The 21,169-nt window shown below is 31.9% G+C and carries 23 protein-coding genes; all 23 read left to right on the forward strand.

What is annotated here, in order from left to right:
* Positions 1-87 precede the first annotated feature (87 nt).
* The 23 genes from P2G10_RS07740 (at position 88) to atpG (ending at position 21,115) form a co-directional block, all read left to right on the forward strand.
* Positions 88-1,653, forward strand: a complete 1,566-nt coding sequence (locus tag P2G10_RS07740) for a regulatory iron-sulfur-containing complex subunit RicT (RefSeq protein WP_275315994.1) — start codon at positions 88-90, stop codon at positions 1,651-1,653.
* Positions 1,640-2,128 carry a gliding motility lipoprotein GldH gene (locus tag P2G10_RS07745; protein ID WP_218771930.1) on the forward strand — a complete coding sequence of 163 codons (489 nt, stop codon included), beginning with the start codon at positions 1,640-1,642 and terminating at the stop codon, positions 2,126-2,128. Before P2G10_RS07740 ends, P2G10_RS07745 begins: the two co-directional genes overlap by 14 nt.
* Entirely contained in the window at positions 2,128-4,425 is a 2,298-nt protein-coding gene (locus tag P2G10_RS07750; protein WP_275315995.1) for a transglycosylase domain-containing protein, read from the forward strand. The genes P2G10_RS07745 and P2G10_RS07750 overlap by 1 nt, the downstream gene beginning before the upstream one ends.
* Positions 4,426-4,485: 60 nt before the next feature.
* Complete coding sequence (locus P2G10_RS07755; protein WP_275315996.1) at positions 4,486-5,187, forward strand: CoA transferase subunit A; 702 nt, start codon at positions 4,486-4,488, stop codon at positions 5,185-5,187.
* Positions 5,188-5,191: 4 nt separating this feature from the next.
* Complete coding sequence (locus P2G10_RS07760) at positions 5,192-5,848, forward strand: CoA transferase subunit B (protein WP_218771933.1); 657 nt, start codon at positions 5,192-5,194, stop codon at positions 5,846-5,848.
* 15 nt (positions 5,849-5,863) lie between these two features.
* On the forward strand, positions 5,864-6,091 hold the full coding sequence (locus tag P2G10_RS07765; protein WP_218771934.1) for a hypothetical protein: 228 nt from the start codon (positions 5,864-5,866) through the stop codon (positions 6,089-6,091).
* The gene (locus tag P2G10_RS07770; protein WP_218771935.1) at positions 6,092-6,322 is read left to right on the forward strand and encodes a hypothetical protein; all 231 of its coding nucleotides are present in this window, start codon (positions 6,092-6,094) and stop codon (positions 6,320-6,322) included. It begins immediately after the preceding gene.
* Entirely contained in the window at positions 6,322-7,083 is a 762-nt protein-coding gene (locus P2G10_RS07775) for an exodeoxyribonuclease III (RefSeq protein WP_275315997.1), read from the forward strand. Before P2G10_RS07770 ends, P2G10_RS07775 begins: the two co-directional genes overlap by 1 nt.
* Before the next feature lie 9 nt (positions 7,084-7,092).
* Positions 7,093-8,619 carry a lytic transglycosylase domain-containing protein gene (locus P2G10_RS07780; protein ID WP_275315998.1) on the forward strand — a complete coding sequence of 509 codons (1,527 nt, stop codon included), beginning with the start codon at positions 7,093-7,095 and terminating at the stop codon, positions 8,617-8,619.
* Positions 8,620-8,646: 27 nt separating this feature from the next.
* Positions 8,647-9,639, forward strand: a complete 993-nt coding sequence (locus P2G10_RS07785) for a DUF4837 family protein (RefSeq protein ID WP_218771938.1) — start codon at positions 8,647-8,649, stop codon at positions 9,637-9,639.
* 91 nt (positions 9,640-9,730) lie between these two features.
* Positions 9,731-10,228: a DUF1761 domain-containing protein gene (locus P2G10_RS07790; RefSeq protein WP_218771939.1), complete on the forward strand. Its 498-nt coding sequence runs from the start codon at positions 9,731-9,733 to the stop codon at positions 10,226-10,228.
* Between the two features lie 115 nt (positions 10,229-10,343).
* Positions 10,344-11,810, forward strand: a complete 1,467-nt coding sequence (locus tag P2G10_RS07795) for a DUF5687 family protein (protein ID WP_275315999.1) — start codon at positions 10,344-10,346, stop codon at positions 11,808-11,810.
* Positions 11,811-11,836: 26 nt separating this feature from the next.
* Positions 11,837-12,532, forward strand: a complete 696-nt coding sequence (locus tag P2G10_RS07800; RefSeq protein ID WP_218771941.1) for an ABC transporter ATP-binding protein — start codon at positions 11,837-11,839, stop codon at positions 12,530-12,532.
* Positions 12,533-12,709: 177 nt separating this feature from the next.
* The gene (porW, locus tag P2G10_RS12800) at positions 12,710-14,938 is read left to right on the forward strand and encodes a type IX secretion system periplasmic lipoprotein PorW/SprE (RefSeq protein ID WP_275316000.1); all 2,229 of its coding nucleotides are present in this window, start codon (positions 12,710-12,712) and stop codon (positions 14,936-14,938) included.
* Between the two features lie 19 nt (positions 14,939-14,957).
* Positions 14,958-15,365, forward strand: a complete 408-nt coding sequence (locus tag P2G10_RS07810) for a bactofilin family protein (protein ID WP_218771943.1) — start codon at positions 14,958-14,960, stop codon at positions 15,363-15,365.
* Entirely contained in the window at positions 15,334-15,564 is a 231-nt protein-coding gene (locus P2G10_RS07815; RefSeq protein ID WP_218771944.1) for an AtpZ/AtpI family protein, read from the forward strand. Before P2G10_RS07810 ends, P2G10_RS07815 begins: the two co-directional genes overlap by 32 nt.
* Positions 15,557-15,937: a DUF6168 family protein gene (locus P2G10_RS07820; RefSeq protein WP_275316001.1), complete on the forward strand. Its 381-nt coding sequence runs from the start codon at positions 15,557-15,559 to the stop codon at positions 15,935-15,937. The genes P2G10_RS07815 and P2G10_RS07820 overlap by 8 nt, the downstream gene beginning before the upstream one ends.
* Positions 15,938-16,076: 139 nt before the next feature.
* The gene (atpB, locus tag P2G10_RS07825) at positions 16,077-17,198 is read left to right on the forward strand and encodes a F0F1 ATP synthase subunit A (protein WP_218771946.1); all 1,122 of its coding nucleotides are present in this window, start codon (positions 16,077-16,079) and stop codon (positions 17,196-17,198) included.
* Between the two features lie 45 nt (positions 17,199-17,243).
* Positions 17,244-17,432 (forward strand): hypothetical protein, encoded by a 189-nt coding sequence (locus P2G10_RS07830; protein WP_218771947.1) that lies wholly within the window; start codon positions 17,244-17,246, stop codon positions 17,430-17,432.
* 87 nt (positions 17,433-17,519) lie between these two features.
* Positions 17,520-18,017 (forward strand): F0F1 ATP synthase subunit B, encoded by a 498-nt coding sequence (locus P2G10_RS07835; RefSeq protein WP_218771948.1) that lies wholly within the window; start codon positions 17,520-17,522, stop codon positions 18,015-18,017.
* 7 nt (positions 18,018-18,024) lie between these two features.
* Complete coding sequence (gene atpH / locus P2G10_RS07840; protein WP_218771949.1) at positions 18,025-18,582, forward strand: ATP synthase F1 subunit delta; 558 nt, start codon at positions 18,025-18,027, stop codon at positions 18,580-18,582.
* Between the two features lie 19 nt (positions 18,583-18,601).
* Complete coding sequence (gene atpA, locus P2G10_RS07845) at positions 18,602-20,182, forward strand: F0F1 ATP synthase subunit alpha (RefSeq protein ID WP_218771950.1); 1,581 nt, start codon at positions 18,602-18,604, stop codon at positions 20,180-20,182.
* 72 nt (positions 20,183-20,254) lie between these two features.
* Positions 20,255-21,115, forward strand: coding sequence for an ATP synthase F1 subunit gamma (gene atpG / locus P2G10_RS07850; RefSeq protein WP_218771951.1), 861 nt, complete (start codon positions 20,255-20,257; stop codon positions 21,113-21,115).
* The last annotated feature ends 54 nt before the right edge of the window (positions 21,116-21,169 follow it).

A 21,169-nucleotide genomic window follows, 5' to 3' on the forward strand; every position in this document is an offset into this window, starting at 1 on the left:
TATCTAGCTGAAAATCAATAATAAAAAGTGTTTTTTGATACTGGGATAATTCAGATTTAAAAAACGCTTGTAAAAATATACTATATTATGAGTTGTAACAGTTGTTCAACCAGTAAAGACGGCGTACCAAACGGATGCAAAAGCAATGGAAATTGTGCCTCTGGTACCTGTGGAAGTGGAAATAAATTGGCCGTTTTTGATTGGCTGTCGAATATGACTTTACCTACAGGTGAAGCTCCATTTAATATTTTTGAAGTTCGATTTAAAAACGGACGAAAGCATTTTTATAAAAACACCGAGAAATTAACAGTTTCGATGGGTGATGTTGTGGCAGTTGAAGGATCATCTGGTCACGATATTGGTATTGTTGCGTTGGCAGGAGAGCTAGTTAAAGTTCAAATGAAGAAGCGAAAAGTTTCTGAGAATAGTGAAGATGTTAAAAAGATTTACAGAAAAGCTACTCAAAAGGATATTGATATTTGGCATACAGCCAGAGATAGAGAACAAGAAACTCAGCGAAAAGGAAGAGAGATTATTAGCCGTTTAGGCTTAAAAATGAAACTTTCAGATGTAGAGTATCAAGGAGACGGAACCAAAGCAACTTTTTATTATACAGCCGATGAACGTGTAGATTTTCGTCAGTTAATTAGAGATTTAGCAGGAACTTTTTCTATTCGTGTAGAAATGAAACAAGTTGGTATGCGCCAAGAAGCAGCACGTTTAGGAGGTGTTGGTTCATGTGGTAGAGAGCTTTGTTGCTCTACTTGGTTAACCGATTTTAGAAAAGTAAATACCGCGGCAGCACGTTATCAGCAGTTATCACTAAATCCGTTAAAGTTAGCAGGGCAATGTGGTAAATTAAAGTGTTGTTTAAACTTTGAGCTAGATACGTATTTAGATGCTTTACAAAGTTTTCCGAAGCAAGATAAAATACTAAAAACAGAAAAAGGAGATGCCGTTTTTGTTAAGATGGATATCTTTAAAAAAATACTTTGGTATACTTACAAGCATGAAAGTTTTAAGTGGTTTCAATTATCATTAGAGCAAGTTCAAGAAATTATTGAATTGAATAAAAATAATGAACTGGCTTTACCGTTAGATGAATATGAATTAGAAATAGTTACAGAAACTGTTGTTGATTTTGAAAATGTTGTAGGACAAGATAGTTTAACTCGTTTTGATGCGCCAAAGAAATCGCGTAATAATAGACGAAAAACAAGAAAGCCTTTAAATAAAAAAGAGCCAGTTAAACCTGCTGATGCAGGACCAAAAAGGAGACCTCAGAGAAAACCAGTAAGTAAAACTGATGATAATTCTGCAGCTACACCTAGGCCTAGAAGAAAACCTCAAAGGAAGCCATTAAACAAAGTTGAAGGAGCTAAACCGTCTGAAGTTAGCCCAAATAGAAAACCTCAAAAAAGGAGACCGATAAATAAAGAAGCGAATAAGAGCGCAGATAAAGAGGGGATTGATAATAGGAAACCAAAACCAAGAAATAATCCTAGAAGCAATAAGTCAAAAACAGAAAAAGTACAAGGCGATAAAAATATTAAGCCAGAAAATAAGAAGCCAAACGCTCCGAAAAGACGAAGCAATAATCAAAGAAGAAAGAAGCCTAACGAAAACACGGACAATAAAAATGAAAAAGAATAGTTTACTAATACTTTTTTTAACAGTTTTTACAATTGTATCATGTGATTCAGATAGAATATATGATGAGTATATAACGTTGCCTGAAAGTTCGTGGAATAAGAGCAATGCTGTTACTTTTAATTTCTCGGTAAAAGATTCTATAAACAAGAAAAATCTTTTTATAAACCTTAGAAATAATAATGAATATAATTACAGTAATTTGTTTTTAATTGCTCAAATTAACTTTCCAGACGGTCAAATAATTATAGATACGTTAGAGTATGATATGGCAGATGTTTCCGGTAAGTTTTTGGGAGAAGGATTTTCTACAATTAAAGAAAATAAACTTTTTTATAAAGAAAATATAATATTTCCTAATACAGGAGATTATATATTTAAAGTTAAACAAGCCATGAGAAAAAATGGCAATATTGAAGGGATTGAAGAACTTGAAGGAATATCTCAAGTAGGATTTAGAATTGAAAAAACACAGTAATGACAAAGAAAAAAACAATTAATTTTAGTACATATATCAAATGGTTTTGGGGCATTATATTAGGAGGGTTCCTTTTTATATGTCTATTGTTTTTATTAGCTTCTTGGGGTGTTTTTGGAGATTTACCATCTTTTGCAGAATTAGAAAACCCTAAAAGTGATTTAGCAACAGAAGTTATTTCAGCTGACGGAAAAACATTAGGAAAGTATTATGTTAAAGCAAACAGAACACCTATAAAATATAAAGATTTACCTCCAATTTTATTGAAAGCTTTAATAGCTACCGAAGATGAACGTTTTTATGAACATTCAGGTATTGATTTTAGAGGATTGGCAAGAGCAGTATCTAAATTAGGAACCGAAGGAGGTGCAAGTACAATTACCCAACAGTTGGCTAAAAACCTATTTAATCAAGGAGGTACAAGTAATAAGTTAGTAAGACTTACTCAAAAATTAAAAGAATGGGTAGTTGCGGTAAAATTAGAGCGTCAATACACTAAAGAAGAAATAGCAACCATGTATTTAAACACACAGGGTTTTCTTTTTAATGCAACAGGTATTCGTTCTGCGGCACGTATTTATTTTGGCAAAGAACCTAGAGAGTTAGATGTGCAAGAGGCCGCTATTTTAGTTGCAATGTTAAAAAATCCGAGGCAATACAATCCGCATAGAGAACGCTCTAAAGAGAAATCATTAGGACGCAGAAATACGGTGTTTTCTCAAATGGAAAAAAATGGAGTTATAACCGAAGAAGAAAAAGATTCGCTACAAAAAACACCTTTAAGAATAAATTTCACTCCAGAAAGTCATAGCGACGGGTTAGCTACTTATTTTAGAGAAAACCTAAAACAACGCTTAAAAAAATGGGCTAAAGAAAACCCGAAAGACAATGGCGAGGCTTATAATATTTATAAAGACGGATTAAAAGTATATGTTACTATAGATTCTCGTATGCAGAAATATGCCGAAGAGGCAAGTAGAGAGCATATGTCTAATTTGCAATCTTATTTCTTTGAGGAGCAAAAAAGAAATAAAACAGCACCTTTTTATGATCTAGATAAAAAAGAGATTTTAAATAATATGAAACGTGCTAAGCGAAGATCTGTTCGTTATAAACGCATGAAAATTAATGGGAAATCAGAAAAAGAAATTGAAAAATCTTTTAATACAGATGTTGATATGCGCGTATTTTCTTGGAAAGGAGATCGTGATACGGTAATGACACCATATGATTCTATACGTTATTATAAACACTTCTTGCGTTCAGGTTTAGTATCTATCGAGCCGCAAACAGGTCATATTAAAGCTTGGGTAGGAGGTATTAGTAATAAATATTTTAAATACGATGCTGTAGAGCAACAAAAAAGACAAGTAGGTTCTACTTTTAAACCATTTGTATATGCAACTGCTATTAATCAATTAAAAATGTCTCCTTGCGATAAATTGCCTAATGTATTGTATACAATTCCGAAGGAAAAATATGGAATGCCAGAAGACTGGACACCTAAAAATGCTAGTAATGAATATGGTGGTGAATTAACATTAAAAAAAGGTTTGGCAGGATCAGTAAATGTTATCTCAGCACAATTAATAGATAAAGTCTCTCCTGTAAATGTAGCGCGTTTAGCAGAATCAGCAGGAATAACATCAAAAGTTGATGCCAATCCATCAATTGCTTTAGGAGCAGTTGATTTATCGTTAATCGAAATGGTAAGTGCCTATTCTACTTTTGCAAATAAAGGCTTACGTGTAAGTCCCATGATGATTACTCGTATAGAAGATAAAAACGGAACAGTTTTAGAAGAGTTTGTGCCAGAAACAAAAGAGGTTTTAAGTGAAGAATCATCATATGTTATTCTTGATTTAATGAAAGGTGTAACAACAGGCGGTTCAGGTATCCGTTTACGCTTGCCATATAAATATCCAGATTATATTACAGGACATCCATATAACTTTACAAATCCTATTGCAGGAAAAACAGGAACAACTCAAAACCAGTCTGATGGATGGTTTATGGGAATCGTACCTAATTTAGTTACAGGTGTTTGGACAGGAGGTGAAGATAGAGCAACACATTTTGCAGGAATAGCAAAAGGACAAGGAGCAGCAATGTCTTTGCCAACATGGGCATTATTTATGAAAAAATGTTATGCTGATGAAAGTTTAAATATAAGTCAGGAAGATTTTGAAAAACCTTCAGAAGCGCTTTCTATCAATGTTAATTGTGATGAGGTAAAAGAGGAAGATGTTAAAGAAGGTGAGGAAATAAAGGTAGAAGAAGACGATACTGATTTTTAATGAATTTGTTTTGATGATGAGAATCAAAGAAGCTTTTTTAATATAAAACAAACAACTACAATGATAAATAAAAAAGTAAATAACGTACAAGAAGCCGTAGCTGGTGTAAAAGACTCTATGACTTTTATGTTAGGAGGTTTCGGTTTGTGCGGAATACCAGAAAACGCTATTGCAGAGTTAGTAAAATTAAATGTAAGAGATGTTACCTGTATTTCTAATAATGCAGGTGTAGATGATTTCGGATTAGGTTTATTACTTCAAAATAAACAGATTAAAAAAATGATTTCTTCTTATGTAGGAGAGAATGATGAGTTTGAACGCCAGATGTTATCTGGTGAGTTGGATGTAGAATTAACTCCACAAGGAACTTTAGCAGAAAAGTGTAGAGCTGCACAAGCAGGTTTTCCTGCATTTTATACGCCGGCAGGTTACGGAACAGAAGTTGCAGAAGGAAAAGAAACACGTGAATTCGACGGAAAAATGTATGTTTTAGAACCAGCTTTTAAAGCAGATTTTGCTTTTGTTAAAGCATGGAAAGGAGATACTGCAGGGAATTTAATTTTTAAAGGAACAGCACGTAATTTTAACCCGAATATGTGTGGTGCTGCAACCATAACAGTTGCTGAGGTAGAAGAATTAGTGCCAGCAGGAACATTAGATCCTAATCAAATTCATATTCCAGGAATTTTCGTACAACGTATTTTTCAAGGAGAAAAATATGAAAAGAGAATTGAGCAACGTACTGTAACCCCAAAATTGTAAGAAAATGGCTTTATCAAAACAACAAATAGCACAGAGAATAGCGAAAGAATTACAAGATAAATGGTACGTTAATTTAGGTATCGGAATTCCGACTTTAGTAGCTAATTATATTCCTGAAGGCATTGAGGTTGAGTTTCAATCTGAAAACGGATTATTAGGTATGGGACCTTTTCCTGTTGAAGGAACAGAAGATGCCGATTTAATAAACGCAGGTAAACAAACGGTTACTGTTTTAGATGGTGGTTCTATTTTCGATTCAGCAACAAGTTTTTCTATGATTCGTGGTAAACACGTTCAGTTAACTGTTTTAGGAGCGATGGAAGTTGCTCAGAACGGAGATATCGCTAACTGGAAAATTCCAGGAAAAATGGTAAAAGGAATGGGTGGCGCGATGGATTTAGTTGCATCAGCAGATAATATTATTGTTGCGATGATGCATACCAATAAGCGTGGCGAATCTAAAATATTAAAAGAATGTTCATTGCCTTTAACAGGTGTTGGTTGCGTAACTAAAGTGGTTACTAATTTAGCCGTATTAGAAGTTAAAGAAGGTGCATTTCATTTATTAGAAAGAGCTCCTGGAGTTTCTGTTGAAGAAATTCAAACAGCTACAGCAGGAACTTTAATTGTAAACGGAGAAGTTCCTGAAATGAATATTTAAAAGATAATTACAAAGATGAAATTTATAGCTAAAAATAGTTTTATACTCACCTTAATTTTAGTTGTTGCTTTGCACTTTGTTTTAGACAAAGGACTTGGAATAGATAATTCTTGGATACGGTTAGGAATTGTTTTTATAATATTACTTTTCATTATGCCAAGAAAAAAGAAAATACAAACTCAGTCTGGAGAGAAAACTCAAATTACTTGGTTTTTTCTAAAAAAGCCTATTATTTTAGATTAAATGATACAATTAATAAAGAAAATCCACAGAATTATTTATCCTCTTTTAGCAATCTTTTTTTTACTGATTTTAGATAAAGTATTTCATGTAGAGCCAGATTGGCTACGAATTGCGGTAGCAATTGCTTTAGGGTATTTTTTATCACCAAGAAAAAAAATAATACAAACGCAAACAGGAGAAAAGAAACAGTTAACCTGGATTTTTCTTAAAAAACCAATTTTTTTAGATTAATGAAAATAATCTCATACAACGTAAACGGAATTCGTGCCGCATTAAAAAAAGGATTCATCGATTGGTTAGAAGCTGCAAATCCGGATGTGATTTGTATTCAAGAAACCAAAGCACATAAAGAACAGTTAGATGTAGCGGAGTTCGAAAACGCGGGTTATCCATATCATTATTGGTTTTCGGCAGAAAAAAAAGGCTACTCATCAGTAGCTGTTTTTTGTAAAGAAAAACCCAAGCATATCGAATACGGAACGGGAATTGAAACGATGGATTTTGAAGGAAGGAATTTACGTGTAGATTTTGATGAGGTTTCGGTTATGAGCATGTATTTACCTTCGGGCACAAATGCTGCTAGATTAGATCACAAGTTCAACTATATGGATGAAATCTTAGCATATGCCGCTGATTTGAGAAAAACGATTCCGAATTTAGTAATTTGTGGAGATTATAACATTTGTCACGAAGCCATTGATATTCATAACCCAAAAATGAAAGGAGTTTCTGGATTTTTACCAGAAGAACGTGAGTGGTTAACTAAATTTATTGATAGCGGTTTTACAGATAGTTTTCGTTATTTAAATCCAGAAAGGCAAGAATATTCTTGGTGGAGTTATCGCGCAAATTCTAGAGCCAATAACAAAGGTTGGCGTTTAGATTATGCGATGGTTTCTGAGCCGTTAAAAGAAAAAATTTCAAGAGCCTATATTTTACCTGAAGCAAAACATTCAGATCACTGCCCGATTGTGGTTGAATTAGATATTTAAAATAAAAATATGCGAAACCTACTAATACTACTTTTTTTTTCAACATCAATTTTTGCGCAACAACCTGTTGATAGCCTTTTGGTGCCCGAAAAAAGTGTACAAATAATAAGTGATTCTACTTTAATAGCAATAGACACTATCAAAATAAAACAGTTGGAAGATTTATATTCTGATGCAGATTTAAAAATTATTGATAGTTTATTGATTGAAGAAAAGTTTAATTCATCATTATTTGATAGTATTCAGTATGTAATTAATGATAAAGATATTATTGGTAATACAACAACCATACTTTCTTCGGATTTATTAAAAAAACGGTTAACAGATTTAGATTTACAAACACCATTTCATTTAGCATACAACCCTGCATTAGAAAAGGTGATTAATAGTTATTTAAAATACCGAAAAAAATATTATCCGGCGTTAATGGCAAAGGCACAATATTATTTTCCGATGTTCGAGCAGTATTTAGATCAGTTCGATGTTCCGTTAGAAATGAAATATTTGGCTATTGTAGAATCTGCTTTGCGCCCTGCAGCTCGTTCTAGAGTTGGTGCAACAGGTTTGTGGCAGTTTATGTATGGTACAGGAGTGCAGTTTAACTTAAAGGTAAGTTCGTATGTAGATGAACGTCAAGACCCGGTAAAAGCAACTATTGCAGCTTGTAAATATTTAAGTCAGTTATATAAAATTTTTGGAGATTGGGATTTGGCATTGGCCGCTTATAATTCGGGACCAGGAAATGTTTCGAAAGCAATAAAACGCTCTGGAGGATATCGTAATTACTGGAATATTCGTCCGTTTTTACCACGTGAAACTGCGGGTTATGTTCCTGCATTTTATGCAACGATGTATATTTTTGAATATGCCGAAGAACACGGGATTTACCCTGAGCCACCAAATATCTTCCATTTCGAAACCGATACAGTTCGCGTAAAAAGAACAATCACTTTCGATCAAATTTCAGAGAAAACGAAGATCGATACTGAGTTGCTGTCTTTCTTAAACCCGGCGTATAAATTAGATATTATTCCATATATAAAAAACAAAAATTACGCAGTTCGTTTGCCTCGAAAAAACATGATAGATTTTCTTGATAAGGAGAAAGAGATTTATGTTTTGGCAAAAGAAGATGAAGGTAAAAGAGAAAAACCTTTGCCTAAGTATTTTGAAATGGATAAACGCATTCGTTATAAAGTACGTAGCGGCGATTATTTAGGGAAAATAGCAAATAAGTTTGGCGTAAGAGTTAGCGATATAAAACGATGGAACGGTATGCGTAATCATCGTTTAAAAATAGGGCAACGTTTAAGTATTTATCCGAAGAAAATAGGTGTTACTAAGAAGGTGTCTAAAAAGAAGTATAAGGTTCCGACCGGCAAGCACGATATTTATGTAGTGCAAAATGGAGATTCATTATGGACAATCTCTAAAAAATATCCATCAGTTTCTATTGAGCAAATAAAAAAGTGGAACAATATTTGGAGTGCTAAAAGTCTAAAGCCAGGAATGAAGCTTAAAATTTTTAAAGGTTAAAAAATACACTACTAAAAACTACAAACTATGAAAAAAACAATAATCTTACTTTTTTCGATATTCTTAGCGATATCATGCAATACAGGTAATGGAAAAGACAGTTATGTTTTGCCAACATCTAATGGTAACACCAATAAAATAATGGTGGTTGTTAAAGGAATAGATTGGGAAGGAAAAGTTGGAGATCAAATACGTAAAGTTTTTGGTGAGCATCAAGTAGGTTTGCCTCAACCAGAAACCTTGTTATCGGTTAGCCAAATAGATCCTGTGGGTTTTGGTAGTTTCATGCGACATGGAAAAGCGGTTTTAATGATTAAAGAAGGTAAAGAAGAAAGTATTACTGTTGAAAAAAACAAGTATGCAGCACCTCAAATTATTGTACATGCAACTGCAAAGAATAAAGCTGGGATTATAAACCTTTTAGATACTCGAGGAAAAGAGATTATCAAGTTGTTTAAAGATGAAGATATTAAGTTTTCACAACGTATTTTTAAAAAAGAACGTATTGATGAAACGAAGTTTAAAACGATTAAAAATATAGGTTTAACAATAGATATTCCTAAGAGATATAAATTGGTTGAAGATGCGGGTAATTTTATTTGGTTTCGTCAGCATTTATCTAGTGGTATAGCACGAGGAGACGGGACTAATAATGTATTAATATACACGGTTCCTTTAGAAGATGAAACAACTGTTGCCGATAATATTACAGCAGTACGAGATACAATTGGTAAAAAATACATACCAGGTAGTAAAGAGGGTATGTATATGATTACCGAACAAGCATACACTCCGTTTACTTTTGATGCTGTTATAGATGGTAAAAAAGCATATGAAACTCGTGGTAAATGGGAAGTTAAAAACGATTTTATGGCAGGACCATTTATAAACTACACGATAATTGATAAGAAAAATAATCGCTTAGTGGTTTTTGAAGGTTTTACGTATGCACCATCGGTAAATAAACGTGATTTTTTGTTTGAATTGGAAGCAATTGCTAAATCAATGAAAATAAAATAAAATTTATTTTAACGATAAATAACAAAAAAGCATCAAATTTATATTTGATGCTTTTTTGTTATATTTGACTATAAACCAAAACTTTATATTTATGAAATTTAATTTTTTAATATGCGCACTAGCAGCATTAGTACCAATGATAATAGGATTTGTTTGGTATGGACCACTTTTTGGAAAAGCATGGATGAAAGAAATGGGTTTCACAGAAGAAAGTTTAAAAGGTGGTAATATGCTTAAAATTTTCGGATTATCGTATGTGTGCAGTTTTTTAATAGCATTTGTATTACAAACGTTGGTTATTCACCAATGGGGAGCTTTTTCTACTTTAATGGGAGAACCAGGTTTTACAGAAGGATCAGGAGGAGCATCTACCTATTTTCAAGAATTCATGTCAAATTTTGGTGATCGATTTAGAACTTTTGGTCACGGTGCTTTACACGGAACCATGATTGGCTTATTATTAGCAGGATCTATAATTACAATTAACGGATTATTTGAAAGAAAAAGTTTTAAATATATTGCAATTAACGTAGGTTATTGGGTAGTAAGTTTAGCTATTATGGGAGGTGTATTATGTAAATGGGTTTAATTTTTATAAAGGTAAAAAACACCAAGAAGCATCAATTTTTAAAATTGATGCTTTTTTTATGTAACAAATAGTACATAATAGACTCTTATTATCAATCAATTAAAAATCAAACCAAATGATTGCACATTTTTTAAAATTAGAATGGAAACAATATTTTCGTTCTTCATATTGGCAAAAAGGAATTGCGTTAAAAATTATAATGGGCTTTTTTATCCTATATATTTTAGCTGTTTTTTTAGGAATTGGTATTGGAGGTTTTTTTCTTTTAAAGAAAATGTATCCAGAACAAGATCCGTTACAAATTGTAAACTCAATGTTAGTTTTTGCTATACTGGGAGATTTAATTTTCCGCTATTTAATGCAAAAATTACCAGTAATGAATATTAAACCTCTATTAATACTTCCTATAAAGAAAGAAAAATTAGTACACTATGTTTTAGGTAAATCGGCATTTTCAGGATTCAATTTCATGTCTTTGTTTTTTTATATTCCTTTTAGTGTGGTTTTAATTAGTCAAGATTATAATGTGGGTGGAGTCTTAGGTTGGTTAACTGCTATGTTTTTTATCATTCAAGCAACTAATTTTTTAAACTTTTTAATCAATAAGAATAATAGTGTATTTGCATTTATTGCTACATTACTAGTTGCTTTATTGGCATTGCAAAAGTTTACTAGCTTTAATGTTTCACTATATAGTCAACAAATATTTGATGCAATTGTAGTAAATCCAATTTTAGCATTAGTTCCCTTTGTTATTGCAGTAGTGTTATATTATGTAAATTTTAAACTATTAAGAGCAAGAGTTTATTTAGATGATTTAGTTGCAGTTAAAACAGAAGAAGCGAACACAGCAGATTTATCGTGGACAGAAAAATTAGGAGATATCGCACCATTTATAAAAAATGATATCCGATTAATTTGGCGAAACAAAAGAACAAAAACTGTTTTTTTAATGTCGTTCTTATTCCTTTTTTATGGATTGATTTTCTTTACGCAAGAAACCTATCAAAAAATGCCTGCCATGTTAATGTTTGCGGGCTTGTTTGTAACAGGAGGTTTTACATTAAATTACGGTCAGTTTATTCCGGCTTGGGATAGTGCACATTATAAAATGCTAATGAGTCAGAGTTTTAGATATCGTAAATTCTTAGATTCTAAGTGGTTTTTAATGGTTGCGATGACTACAGTTTTATACTGTCTAAGTTTTCCTTATTTATATTTCGGAACAAAAATATTTTTAATGATTACAGTGGGGGCTATTTTTAATATCGGTTTTAATTCACTGTTTTTGTTATATGCAGGATCTTTTAATAGAAAACGAATCGATTTAACAAAGGGTGGTTTCGGAAACACACAAGGAACAAGCGCAACGCAGTTTCTTATTATTATACCATTAATGTTATTACCAATGGCTATATTTTGGATATTTAACAGTTTTGTTGGTTATAACTCAGGGTATATTTTAGTTGCTTTATTGGGAGTACTTGGCTTAGTTTTTAAGAATTACTTTATGAATTTGATAGAAAAAAAATATATCAAAGACAAATACGCTATGATTAACGCTTTCGGAAAAGAAGCATAAACAAAACAAAATTTAAAGAAAATAGTATGATTACAATAGATACAGTTTCAAAAAAATACGGACAAGCAGAGGTTTTAAATGTTGATAAAATAGAAATTCCTAGCGGACAAAGCTTTGGTTTGGTTGGTAATAATGGCGCCGGAAAAACTACGTTATTTAATATTTTACTAGATTTGATAAGACCAACAACAGGAGAAATTACAAACAACGATGTAGTTGTAAATAAAAGTGAAGATTGGAAAACTTTTACAGGATCTTTTATTGATGAATCTTTTTTAATAGGATATTTAACTCCCGAAGAATATTTCGACTTTATTGGAGATTTACGAGGAATGAATAAAGCGGATGTTATAGCATTTTTAGCACCTTTTAAAGAGTTTTTTAATGATGAAATTCTAGGCAAGAAAAAATATTTACGCGATTTAAGTAAAGGAAATCAGAAAAAAGCAGGAATTATAGCCGCTTTAATGGGAAATCCACAAGTAGTAATTTTAGATGAGCCTTTTGCGAATTTAGACCCAACAACTCAAATCAGACTTAAAAAAATACTAAAGAGTTTAACAGAAAATGAAGAAGTTACCGTGTTAGTATCTAGTCACGACTTAAGTCACGTTACTGAAGTATGTGAGCGAATAGTTGTTTTAGATAAAGGAAATGTGGTAAAAGATATAAATACATCACCAGAAACGTTGCAAGAATTAGAAAGCTATTTTTCTGTATAATTAATAAAATAAATCAATAAAAAGAGGTTAACTAAAATGTATACGATTTTAATTAACCTCTAAGATTTATTTTAAATAGCATTACGAGCACTAAAATTATTTTATTATTGTTATTTTTACGTTTTTACATACAATAAACTAACGAATATAGTTGTTGTACAGTAAAAGTATAACTATATGAATAAACTATCCAAACTTTTAGTTTTTACCCTTTTTTTAGCACTAATATATTCGTGTAGTGTAAAAAAAGATGCTTTTATAAATAGAAATTTTCACGCACTTACCACTAAATATAATATTCTTTTTAACGGAGAGCAAGCTTATTTAAAAGGGCTAGAAGAGATTGAAAGCAAGCACGAAGATAATTTTTGGAAACGTTTACAAATAGAACCAATTAGTTTTGATGAGAATAAAATAGTAGTTCCTGTTTTGCAGCCTGGTACTGGTTTTAATGAAAACGAAGAAGAAGAGGTTGAAAACTTAACGTCTTTTGATAAAGCAGAAGAAAAAGCTGTAAAGGCTATTCAAAAGCACACGATGAATATAAACGGTTATGAAAAAAACCGTCAAATTGATGATGCTTATCTACTTTTAGGAAAATCTAGATATTACACACAGCGTTTTATTCCTGCGATAGAATCTTTTAATTACATCATAGTAAATTATCCGAATGCTAATTTAATTAATGAGACGAAAATTTGGAGAGCAAAAACAAATATTCGTTTAGATAATGAAAAACTAGCCATAGAATCTTTAAAGTTCTTATTAGAAGTTGAAGAAAACGAAGAAGAACTTCCTGATGCTATAAGAGAACAAGCACATACTGCAATGGCAATGGCGTATCAAAAAACAGATACGATTCAAAAAGTTATAGAACATTTAACAGCAGCTTCTAAAATATTTAAAAACAAAGAGCAATCTGCTCGTAATATGTTTGTTTTAGGGCAAATTTACAGCGAATTAAATCACAGAGACTCAGCGCGAGTGGTGTTTAATAAATTAGCTGAAGCAAAAAAGGCACCTTACAAATACCGTATACGCGCAAATATTGAAATGGCTAAAAACACTGAAAATGATTCAGCATCGATAGTTGTTTTAGCTAGATTAAAAAAATTAATTAGAAATTCTGATAACCGTAAATTTTTAAATGCGCTTTATTATCAGGCAGGTGTTTTAGAAGTAGGAAGAAATAAAACAGTAAATGCTATTGACTATTTTAAAGAATCAATAGCCGCAAAGACTAATAATAATTATCAAAAAACATATGCCTACGAAGGTTTAGGAAATATTGCATTTGATAAAGAAAACTATGTATTAGCAGGTTCGTATTACGATAGTGTTTTACAGGTTACTTCAAAAGAATTTGATCAAGAAAAGAGAATTAGAAGAATCCGAAGAAAAAACAAAGGACTAACAACTTTAAGAAAATATGAAGAGGTTGTTAAAAATAACGATAGCATTCTTAAGTTAGTAGCAATGACGACAGATGAAAGAACCGTATTTTTTGAAAATTATATAGCAAAAATTAAAAAAGAAGACGAAGAGAACAAGCAACAGCTGTTAAATGCACAAAACTTCGGAAGTTCTTTTGGTGGAGGATCGTCAGTAAACAATTCGAGTAATAAAGGAAAATGGTATTTTTATAATACTCAGGCATTAGGCTTTGGTGAATCAGAATTTCAGAGAGTGTGGGGTACGCGTCCTTTAGAAGATAACTGGCGTTTGTCTGATAAATCTACCATTGCAACGAATGATGTTGAAGAAACATCATCAGAACCAATTGTAAATAAGCGATATGTATTAGCAACTTATTTAAACGAAATTCCTACTGATAAAAAAGTAATAACCACTTTAACTGAAGATCGTAATGATGCTTTATATAAATTAGGATTAATTTATAAAGAGCAATTTAAAAACACAGATCTTGCTATTAAAAATTTAGAACGCGTACAAAAAGAGCAAACAAATAAAGAATTGGAGTTGCCGATTAGTTATCATTTATATCAAGTTTATAAAAGTATTGGTGATCAAGAAAAATCAAACCGATATAAAGACGTTATTTTAAATAAGTATCCCGAAACAACATTTGCTCAAATAATATTAAATCCAGAGGAAAAATTAAAAGGAGGTAAAAAAGAAGATGCTGTTTTAGATAAGTATAAAGAAATTTATTATATTTTTAAAGAGAATAAATTTGAAGAGGTTGTAAAAGAGGTGACCGCTTTTTTACCAACAATAAGTAATTCAGAATTAATTCCTAAATTTGCGCTCTTAAAAGCCTTGTCTATAGGTAAGTATAATAGTAAAGAGGTTTATAAGAAAGCACTAGAATTTGTAGCTATTGGTTATGCAACAAAAGAAGAAGGTGTAAAAGCAAAGGAAATTTTAGATCAATTAAACAAATAACACACTAATTCCCCGAATCATGTTTAGTAAAGAAAATAAAAAAACAAGTGACAATAAAGTTTCAGAAAGAAACATTGTTGGTAAAAACACGCAAATAACAGGAGATATTATTTCTGAAGGAGATTTTAGAATTGATGGAACTTTAGAAGGAACAATTAAAACCAACGGTAGAGTTATTATTGGTGAATCTGGTTTTGTAAAAGGAAAGATTGAATGTGCAAACGCTGATGTAGAGGGTAAGTTTTCTGGAGAATTAGTTGTTTCGAACACATTAACAGTAAAAACATCAGCAAATATTAATGGAGATGTAGTTATTGGTAAGCTTTCTGTAGAGCCAGGTGCCTCATTTAATGCAACATGTGCTATGAAAGGAGCTGTAAAAGAACTAAATAAAGATGAGCAAAAAACCAAAGGTAAAACCGCTTAATAAATACATTCGGTTTACCAGTATTGCTCTTCAAATGGGTTTGACGATTTACTTAGGTAATTTACTAGGTAAGTGGTTAGATGTACAATATCCTAACAATGGAGAATTATATTCTAAAATATGCACACTTGCGGCAGTCTTTTTAGCAATGTTCTCGGTAATACGTCAAGTAACAAAAATTTCAAAAGATAATGATTAAAAGAATTTTGTTTTTCCTTACTGCTATTTTTATAGTATTCGCAGTAAGTTATTTTCCTCACGATTATATTTTACAGTCTAAAGAAATTTCTCTCTCATATTCATTGTTTTCAATATACCTGTTTCATCTTATCGCTACGGTGATTGTGTATGCGATTGTAGAGCTAGTAGCCTCTAAATTAATTAATCAAGCAGGATATGCATATTTAGCCTCTGTATTTTTAAAAATCGGATTTTTTGTCTTGATTTTCAAGGTTTCGGTTTTTGCAAACGAAGAACTTACACAGCCAGAAAGGTTTTCATTGGTAATTCCGTTGTTTATATTTTTAATTTCAGAAGCTATTGCCGTTTCGAAACTGCTGAGTAGTAAATAGTTTCGTCGTTTTTTGATGAAAATAACAAGACGAAATAACAATAGAAAAACTAAATAAAAAAACGGTTTGTAGTTTTAATTACAATATGTACCTTTGCACGGAAATTTACAGACCTTAATCGTATATTCAAATTAAAGATATGATGATAGCAAAAAAATCTATCAATTTTTTAACAATACTTGTTTTAGTTTTTACTTCTTTTTCAATATTTGGTAATGAAAAAGATGACCCTTCGCAAGATGGTGGTCGTGTAAATACAAAGGAAGAGATAGAAGCTTATAAGAAGCATCACTTAGCAGATTCGCATGATTTTTCATTGTTTTCATATACAAATGATGCAAATGAGAGAGTACACATCGGTTTTCCTTTGCCAGTAATTGTATGGACAAGTAAAGGGTTAAAGACTTTTATGTCTTCAGCATTTCATCATAATGATGATGGAAAAGTTGTTGTAGATGCAGGAGGTGTTAAATTAGCTAAAGTACATAGTAAGATTTACGAATTAGAAGAAGGAGCTACCGTAGTTTCTTTTGATGAAGAGCATCATCCAGTAAAAGCGCATAAGTTATTAGATTTTTCTATAACAAAAAGTGTTTTTGGAATGCTACTAGTAGGTTTATTAATGATCTTCGGGTTTAGGTCATTAGCAAAAGGATATAAAAAAGGAGCAATACCAACTGGTTTTTCTAGAGTTTTAGAGCCTTTGGTTTTATATGTTAGAGATGAAATAGCAAGACCAAATATAGGTGAGAAGCATTATCGTAAGTTTATGAGTTTTTTACTTACTGTTTTCTTTTTTATCTGGGTATCTAACATATTAGGGTTAACTCCGTTAGGTTTTAATATTACAGGTCAATTAGCTGTAACAGTATGTTTAGCATTATTTACCTTTATAATAGTGCAGTTTTCAGGAAATAAAGATTATTGGAAACATATTTTTTGGATGCCAGGTGTACCAGTATTAATGAAAATTGTTTTAGCACCTATTGAAGTATTAGGTATGTTAACAAAACCATTTTCGTTATTTGTTCGTTTATTTGCGAACATTACCGCAGGGCATGCAGTAGTTATGGGTATTGCAGCTTTAATGATTACATTAAAAGCACAGTTTGGAACAGCAGGAGCTACAGGAGTTTCTGTATTCTTAACACTGTTCTTAACGTTAATTGAAGTTTTGGTAGCGTTCTTACAAGCGTATATTTTTACAATGCTATCGTCATTGTTTATTGGTATGGCTGTAGAAGAGCATGAGCACCATTAAGAAGTAGAATAAAAATTTTGTTTAATTTAATATAAATCAATTAGTATGTACAATTTAATAGGAGCAGGTTTAATCGTAATTGGAGGTGGTTTAGGTTTAGGAAAAATTGGTGGTAGCGCAATGGAAGCTATTGCTCGTCAACCTGAAGCAGCTAATAAAATTCAAACTGCAATGATTATTATCGGAGCATTATTAGAAGGTTTAGCATTTGGTGCTTTACTTTTAGGGAAATAATCCGAAAAATTAAAAACAAACACTTTCTGCAACGGTTGGTTGCAGAAGTGTTTTATTAAACAATAAAAAAATACAAAATTAAGTAGTATGGAAATTTTTAATGATTTTTCAATAGGGTTGTTTGCAATGCAAGCTTTTATCTTATTAATCTTGATTTTTTTGATGATGAAATTTGCTTGGAAACCTATTCTATCTGCATTAAATGATAGAGAAGAAGGTATTCAAACTGCATTAGATCAAGCAGACAATGCTCGTAAGGAAATACAAAACTTGCAAGCAGATAATGAAAGAATGATCAAAGAAGCACGTGCAGAAAGAGATGCAATGATGAAAGATGCTCGTGATATTAAAGAAAGTATTCTTGCAGAAGCGAAAGAAGAAGCAGAAGGCCAAACTTCTATCATGATAGAAAATGCTAAAGCAACAATAAAACAAGAACAACAAGCTGCAATCGCTGAATTAAAGAAAAATGTAGCAAATTTGTCTATAGATATCGCTCAGCAATTAGTAAGAAAAGAATTAGCTTCTAATGACGAGCAATTAAAGCTTGTTGAAGGAATGTTAAAAGAGGTTACTTTAAACTAAGCAATCGATGAAAGGAGCAAGACCAGCATTACGTTACGCAAAAGCAATATTAAACCTTGCTAAAGAAACTAATAGTGATTCTTTAGTAAACGATAATATGAAGTTTATCGCAGGTACTATTGCAGATAGTAATGATTTAAAAAGAATGCTTAAAAGCCCTGTGGTTAAAGCTACAGAGAAACATAAGGTTTTACTAGCGCTTTTTGGTGATAAAGTAAATACTATTGTTAAGGGTTTATTTAACTTGTTAGAAGAAAATAAACGTATGATCATGTTAGAATCTATTGCAAAGCAATATGCTCTTATTTATGATCAGGATAATAAAATACAAGTAGCTAAAGTTACTACAGCAGTAGTTTTAACAAAAGAATTAGAAGATAAAATACAAGCAAAGATTGTAGAAATTACAGGAAATAGCGCAGGTATAGAAAATATAGTAAATCCGAATATTATAGGAGGATTTATTTTACGTGTTGGAGATGTGCAGTATGATGCAAGTATTTCTAATCAATTCAACGAGTTAAGAAGAGAATTTGACAATAGTCATTATATTCCACAAATTTAATTACATCAAATTATAAAAGATGGCGGCAATTAAACCAGCTGAAGTTTCAGCAATTTTAAAGGAACAATTAACAAATTTCGAAGCGAAAGCAACGTTAAACGAAGTAGGTACAGTATTACAAGTAGGTGATGGTATTGCTCGTGTTTACGGTTTATCTAATGTAGAATACGGTGAATTAGTAGAATTCGATGGCGGATTAGAAGGTATCGTATTAAACTTAGAAGATGATAATGCAGGTGTTGTATTATTAGGAACTTCAACAACAGTAAGAGAAGGTTCTACAGTAAAGCGTACAAAACGTATTGCTTCTTTAAGAGCAGGTGAAGGTATTGTTGGTCGTGTTGTTAACACATTAGGTCAGCCTATTGATGGTAAAGGACCAATTGAAGGTACTACTTACGAAATGCCTTTAGAGCGTAGAGCTCCTGGAGTTATTTATCGTGAGCCAGTAACTGAACCAATGCAAACTGGTATTAAATCTATTGATGCAATGATTCCTGTAGGTCGTGGTCAACGTGAGTTGATTATTGGTGACCGTCAAACTGGTAAATCAACAGTTGCAATTGATACCATTTTAAATCAAAAAGAATTTTACGATGCTGGGCAACCAGTATATTGTATATACGTAGCTATCGGTCAGAAAGCTTCAACAGTAGCAGCTATTGCTAATATGTTGGAAGAAAGAGGCGCAATGGCTTATACTACAATCGTAGCAGCAAATGCATCAGATCCTGCAGCAATGCAAGTATATGCACCATTTGCAGGAGCTGCAATTGGAGAGTTTTTTAGAGATACAGGTAGACCAGCTTTAATTGTATTTGATGATTTATCAAAACAAGCAGTAGCATACCGTGAGATTTCTTTATTATTAAGAAGACCACCGGGACGTGAGGCATATCCTGGAGATGTATTTTACTTACACTCAAGATTATTAGAGCGTGCTGCAAAATTAATCAATGATGATAAGATTGCTAGTGAAATGAACGATTTACCAGATTCTTTAAAAGGAATTGTAAAAGGTGGAGGTTCTTTAACTGCATTACCAATTATTGAAACACAAGCAGGAGACGTTTCAGCATATATTCCAACAAACGTAATTTCGATTACTGATGGACAAATTTTCTTAGATGGAGATTTATTTAACTCTGGTGTTCGTCCAGCAATAAACGTAGGTATTTCTGTATCTCGTGTTGGTGGTAACGCTCAGATTAAAGCAATGAAAAAAGTATCTGGTACGTTAAAATTAGATCAAGCCCAATATCGTGAATTAGAAGCATTCGCTAAGTTTGGTTCTGATTTAGATGCAGCTACTATGAATGTGATTTCTAAAGGTCAACGTAATGTTGAAATCTTAAAGCAAGCACAAAACGATCCTTATACTGTTGAAGACCAAATTTCAATCATTTATGCAGGTTCTAAGAACTTGTTAAGAGATGTACCAGTAGAAAAGGTAAAAGAATTTGAAAGAGATTATATCGAGTATTTAAATGCAAAGCATAGAGATACTTTAGATACTTTAAAAGCAGGTAAATTAACTGATGAGGTAATTGATACTTTAACAGCAGCTGCAAAAGAAGTTTCAGCAAAATTTTCAGCTTAATAAAAGACTTTAATTTTAAGTATTGAGAAATTGTTTCTCAATACTTAAAATTTAATACTCAACACTATTCGTATGGCGAATTTAAAAGAAATACGTAACAGAATTACTTCGATTAAATCAACAATGCAGATTACCTCTGCCATGAAAATGGTATCGGCTGCAAAGTTAAAGAAAGCTCAAGATGCAATTACAGCAATGCGCCCGTATTCATCTAAGCTTACTGAATTATTACAAAGCTTAAGCGCTACTTTAGATAGTGATGCTAGTGGAGAGTATTCAACACAAAGAGAAGTACAGAATGTATTACTAGTTGCAGTTACTTCAAACAGAGGTTTGTGTGGTGGTTTTAATTCTTCTATTGTTAAAGAAACAATTAAAACTATCGATAATAAATACAATGGTGTAACTGTTGATTTATTAACGATTGGTAAAAAAGGGAACGATATTTTATCGAAAGAGCACAATGTTATTGAAAACAGAAGTGATATCTATGATGATTTAACTTTTGATAACGTTGCTGAAATTGCGGAAAAATTGATGAATTTATATGTAGTTGGTTCTTATGATAAAATAGAACTTGTTTATAATCAATTTAAAAACGCAGCAACACAAATTCCACAGGTTGAGCAATTCTTACCAATTGAACCAGTAGAAAGTGATGAAAACGTAACTTTAGATTATCTTTTTGAGCCTTCTAAAGAAGAAATTGTTTTAGAGTTGATTCCTAAATCATTAAAAACACAATTGTATAAAGCAATTCGCGATTCTTTCGCTTCAGAGCACGGTGCTCGTATGACAGCAATGCATAAAGCAACCGATAATGCAACTGAATTACGTGATGAGTTATTATTAACATATAACAAAGCGCGTCAGGCAGCAATTACTAACGAAATCCTTGAGATTGTTGGTGGTGCAGAAGCTTTAAATAATTAAGAAAATAGTATTCTATTAAAAAAAACCGAAACATTTATGTTTCGGTTTTTTTAT

This window comes from Tenacibaculum bernardetii (assembly GCF_029125915.1).
GTDB lineage: Bacteria > Bacteroidota > Bacteroidia > Flavobacteriales > Flavobacteriaceae > Polaribacter > Polaribacter bernardetii.

Bases quoted from the DNA above. Each gene is read 5' to 3' on its own strand.
- P2G10_RS07765 (WP_218771934.1), top strand. From the start codon at position 5,864: ATGAAATTTATAGCTAAAAATAGTTTTATACTCACCTTAATTTTAGTT.
- P2G10_RS07760 (WP_218771933.1), top strand. From the start codon at position 5,192: ATGGCTTTATCAAAACAACAAATAGCACAGAGAATAGCGAAAGAATTA.
- atpA (WP_218771950.1), top strand. From the start codon at position 18,602: ATGGCGGCAATTAAACCAGCTGAAGTTTCAGCAATTTTAAAGGAACAA.
- P2G10_RS07815 (WP_218771944.1), top strand. From the start codon at position 15,334: ATGAGCAAAAAACCAAAGGTAAAACCGCTTAATAAATACATTCGGTTT.
- atpB (WP_218771946.1), top strand. From the start codon at position 16,077: ATGATGATAGCAAAAAAATCTATCAATTTTTTAACAATACTTGTTTTA.
- atpG (WP_218771951.1), top strand. From the start codon at position 20,255: ATGGCGAATTTAAAAGAAATACGTAACAGAATTACTTCGATTAAATCA.
- P2G10_RS07790 (WP_218771939.1), top strand. From the start codon at position 9,731: ATGAAATTTAATTTTTTAATATGCGCACTAGCAGCATTAGTACCAATG.
- P2G10_RS07740 (WP_275315994.1), top strand. From the start codon at position 88: ATGAGTTGTAACAGTTGTTCAACCAGTAAAGACGGCGTACCAAACGGA.
- P2G10_RS07800 (WP_218771941.1), top strand. From the start codon at position 11,837: ATGATTACAATAGATACAGTTTCAAAAAAATACGGACAAGCAGAGGTT.
- P2G10_RS07780 (WP_275315998.1), top strand. From the start codon at position 7,093: ATGCGAAACCTACTAATACTACTTTTTTTTTCAACATCAATTTTTGCG.
- atpH (WP_218771949.1), top strand. From the start codon at position 18,025: ATGAAAGGAGCAAGACCAGCATTACGTTACGCAAAAGCAATATTAAAC.
- porW (WP_275316000.1), top strand. From the start codon at position 12,710: ATGAATAAACTATCCAAACTTTTAGTTTTTACCCTTTTTTTAGCACTA.
- P2G10_RS07810 (WP_218771943.1), top strand. From the start codon at position 14,958: ATGTTTAGTAAAGAAAATAAAAAAACAAGTGACAATAAAGTTTCAGAA.
- P2G10_RS07835 (WP_218771948.1), top strand. From the start codon at position 17,520: ATGGAAATTTTTAATGATTTTTCAATAGGGTTGTTTGCAATGCAAGCT.
- P2G10_RS07755 (WP_275315996.1), top strand. From the start codon at position 4,486: ATGATAAATAAAAAAGTAAATAACGTACAAGAAGCCGTAGCTGGTGTA.
- P2G10_RS07750 (WP_275315995.1), top strand. From the start codon at position 2,128: ATGACAAAGAAAAAAACAATTAATTTTAGTACATATATCAAATGGTTT.
- P2G10_RS07795 (WP_275315999.1), top strand. From the start codon at position 10,344: ATGATTGCACATTTTTTAAAATTAGAATGGAAACAATATTTTCGTTCT.
- P2G10_RS07770 (WP_218771935.1), top strand. From the start codon at position 6,092: ATGATACAATTAATAAAGAAAATCCACAGAATTATTTATCCTCTTTTA.
- P2G10_RS07830 (WP_218771947.1), top strand. From the start codon at position 17,244: ATGTACAATTTAATAGGAGCAGGTTTAATCGTAATTGGAGGTGGTTTA.
- P2G10_RS07785 (WP_218771938.1), top strand. From the start codon at position 8,647: ATGAAAAAAACAATAATCTTACTTTTTTCGATATTCTTAGCGATATCA.
- P2G10_RS07745 (WP_218771930.1), top strand. From the start codon at position 1,640: ATGAAAAAGAATAGTTTACTAATACTTTTTTTAACAGTTTTTACAATT.
- P2G10_RS07820 (WP_275316001.1), top strand. From the start codon at position 15,557: ATGATTAAAAGAATTTTGTTTTTCCTTACTGCTATTTTTATAGTATTC.
- P2G10_RS07775 (WP_275315997.1), top strand. From the start codon at position 6,322: ATGAAAATAATCTCATACAACGTAAACGGAATTCGTGCCGCATTAAAA.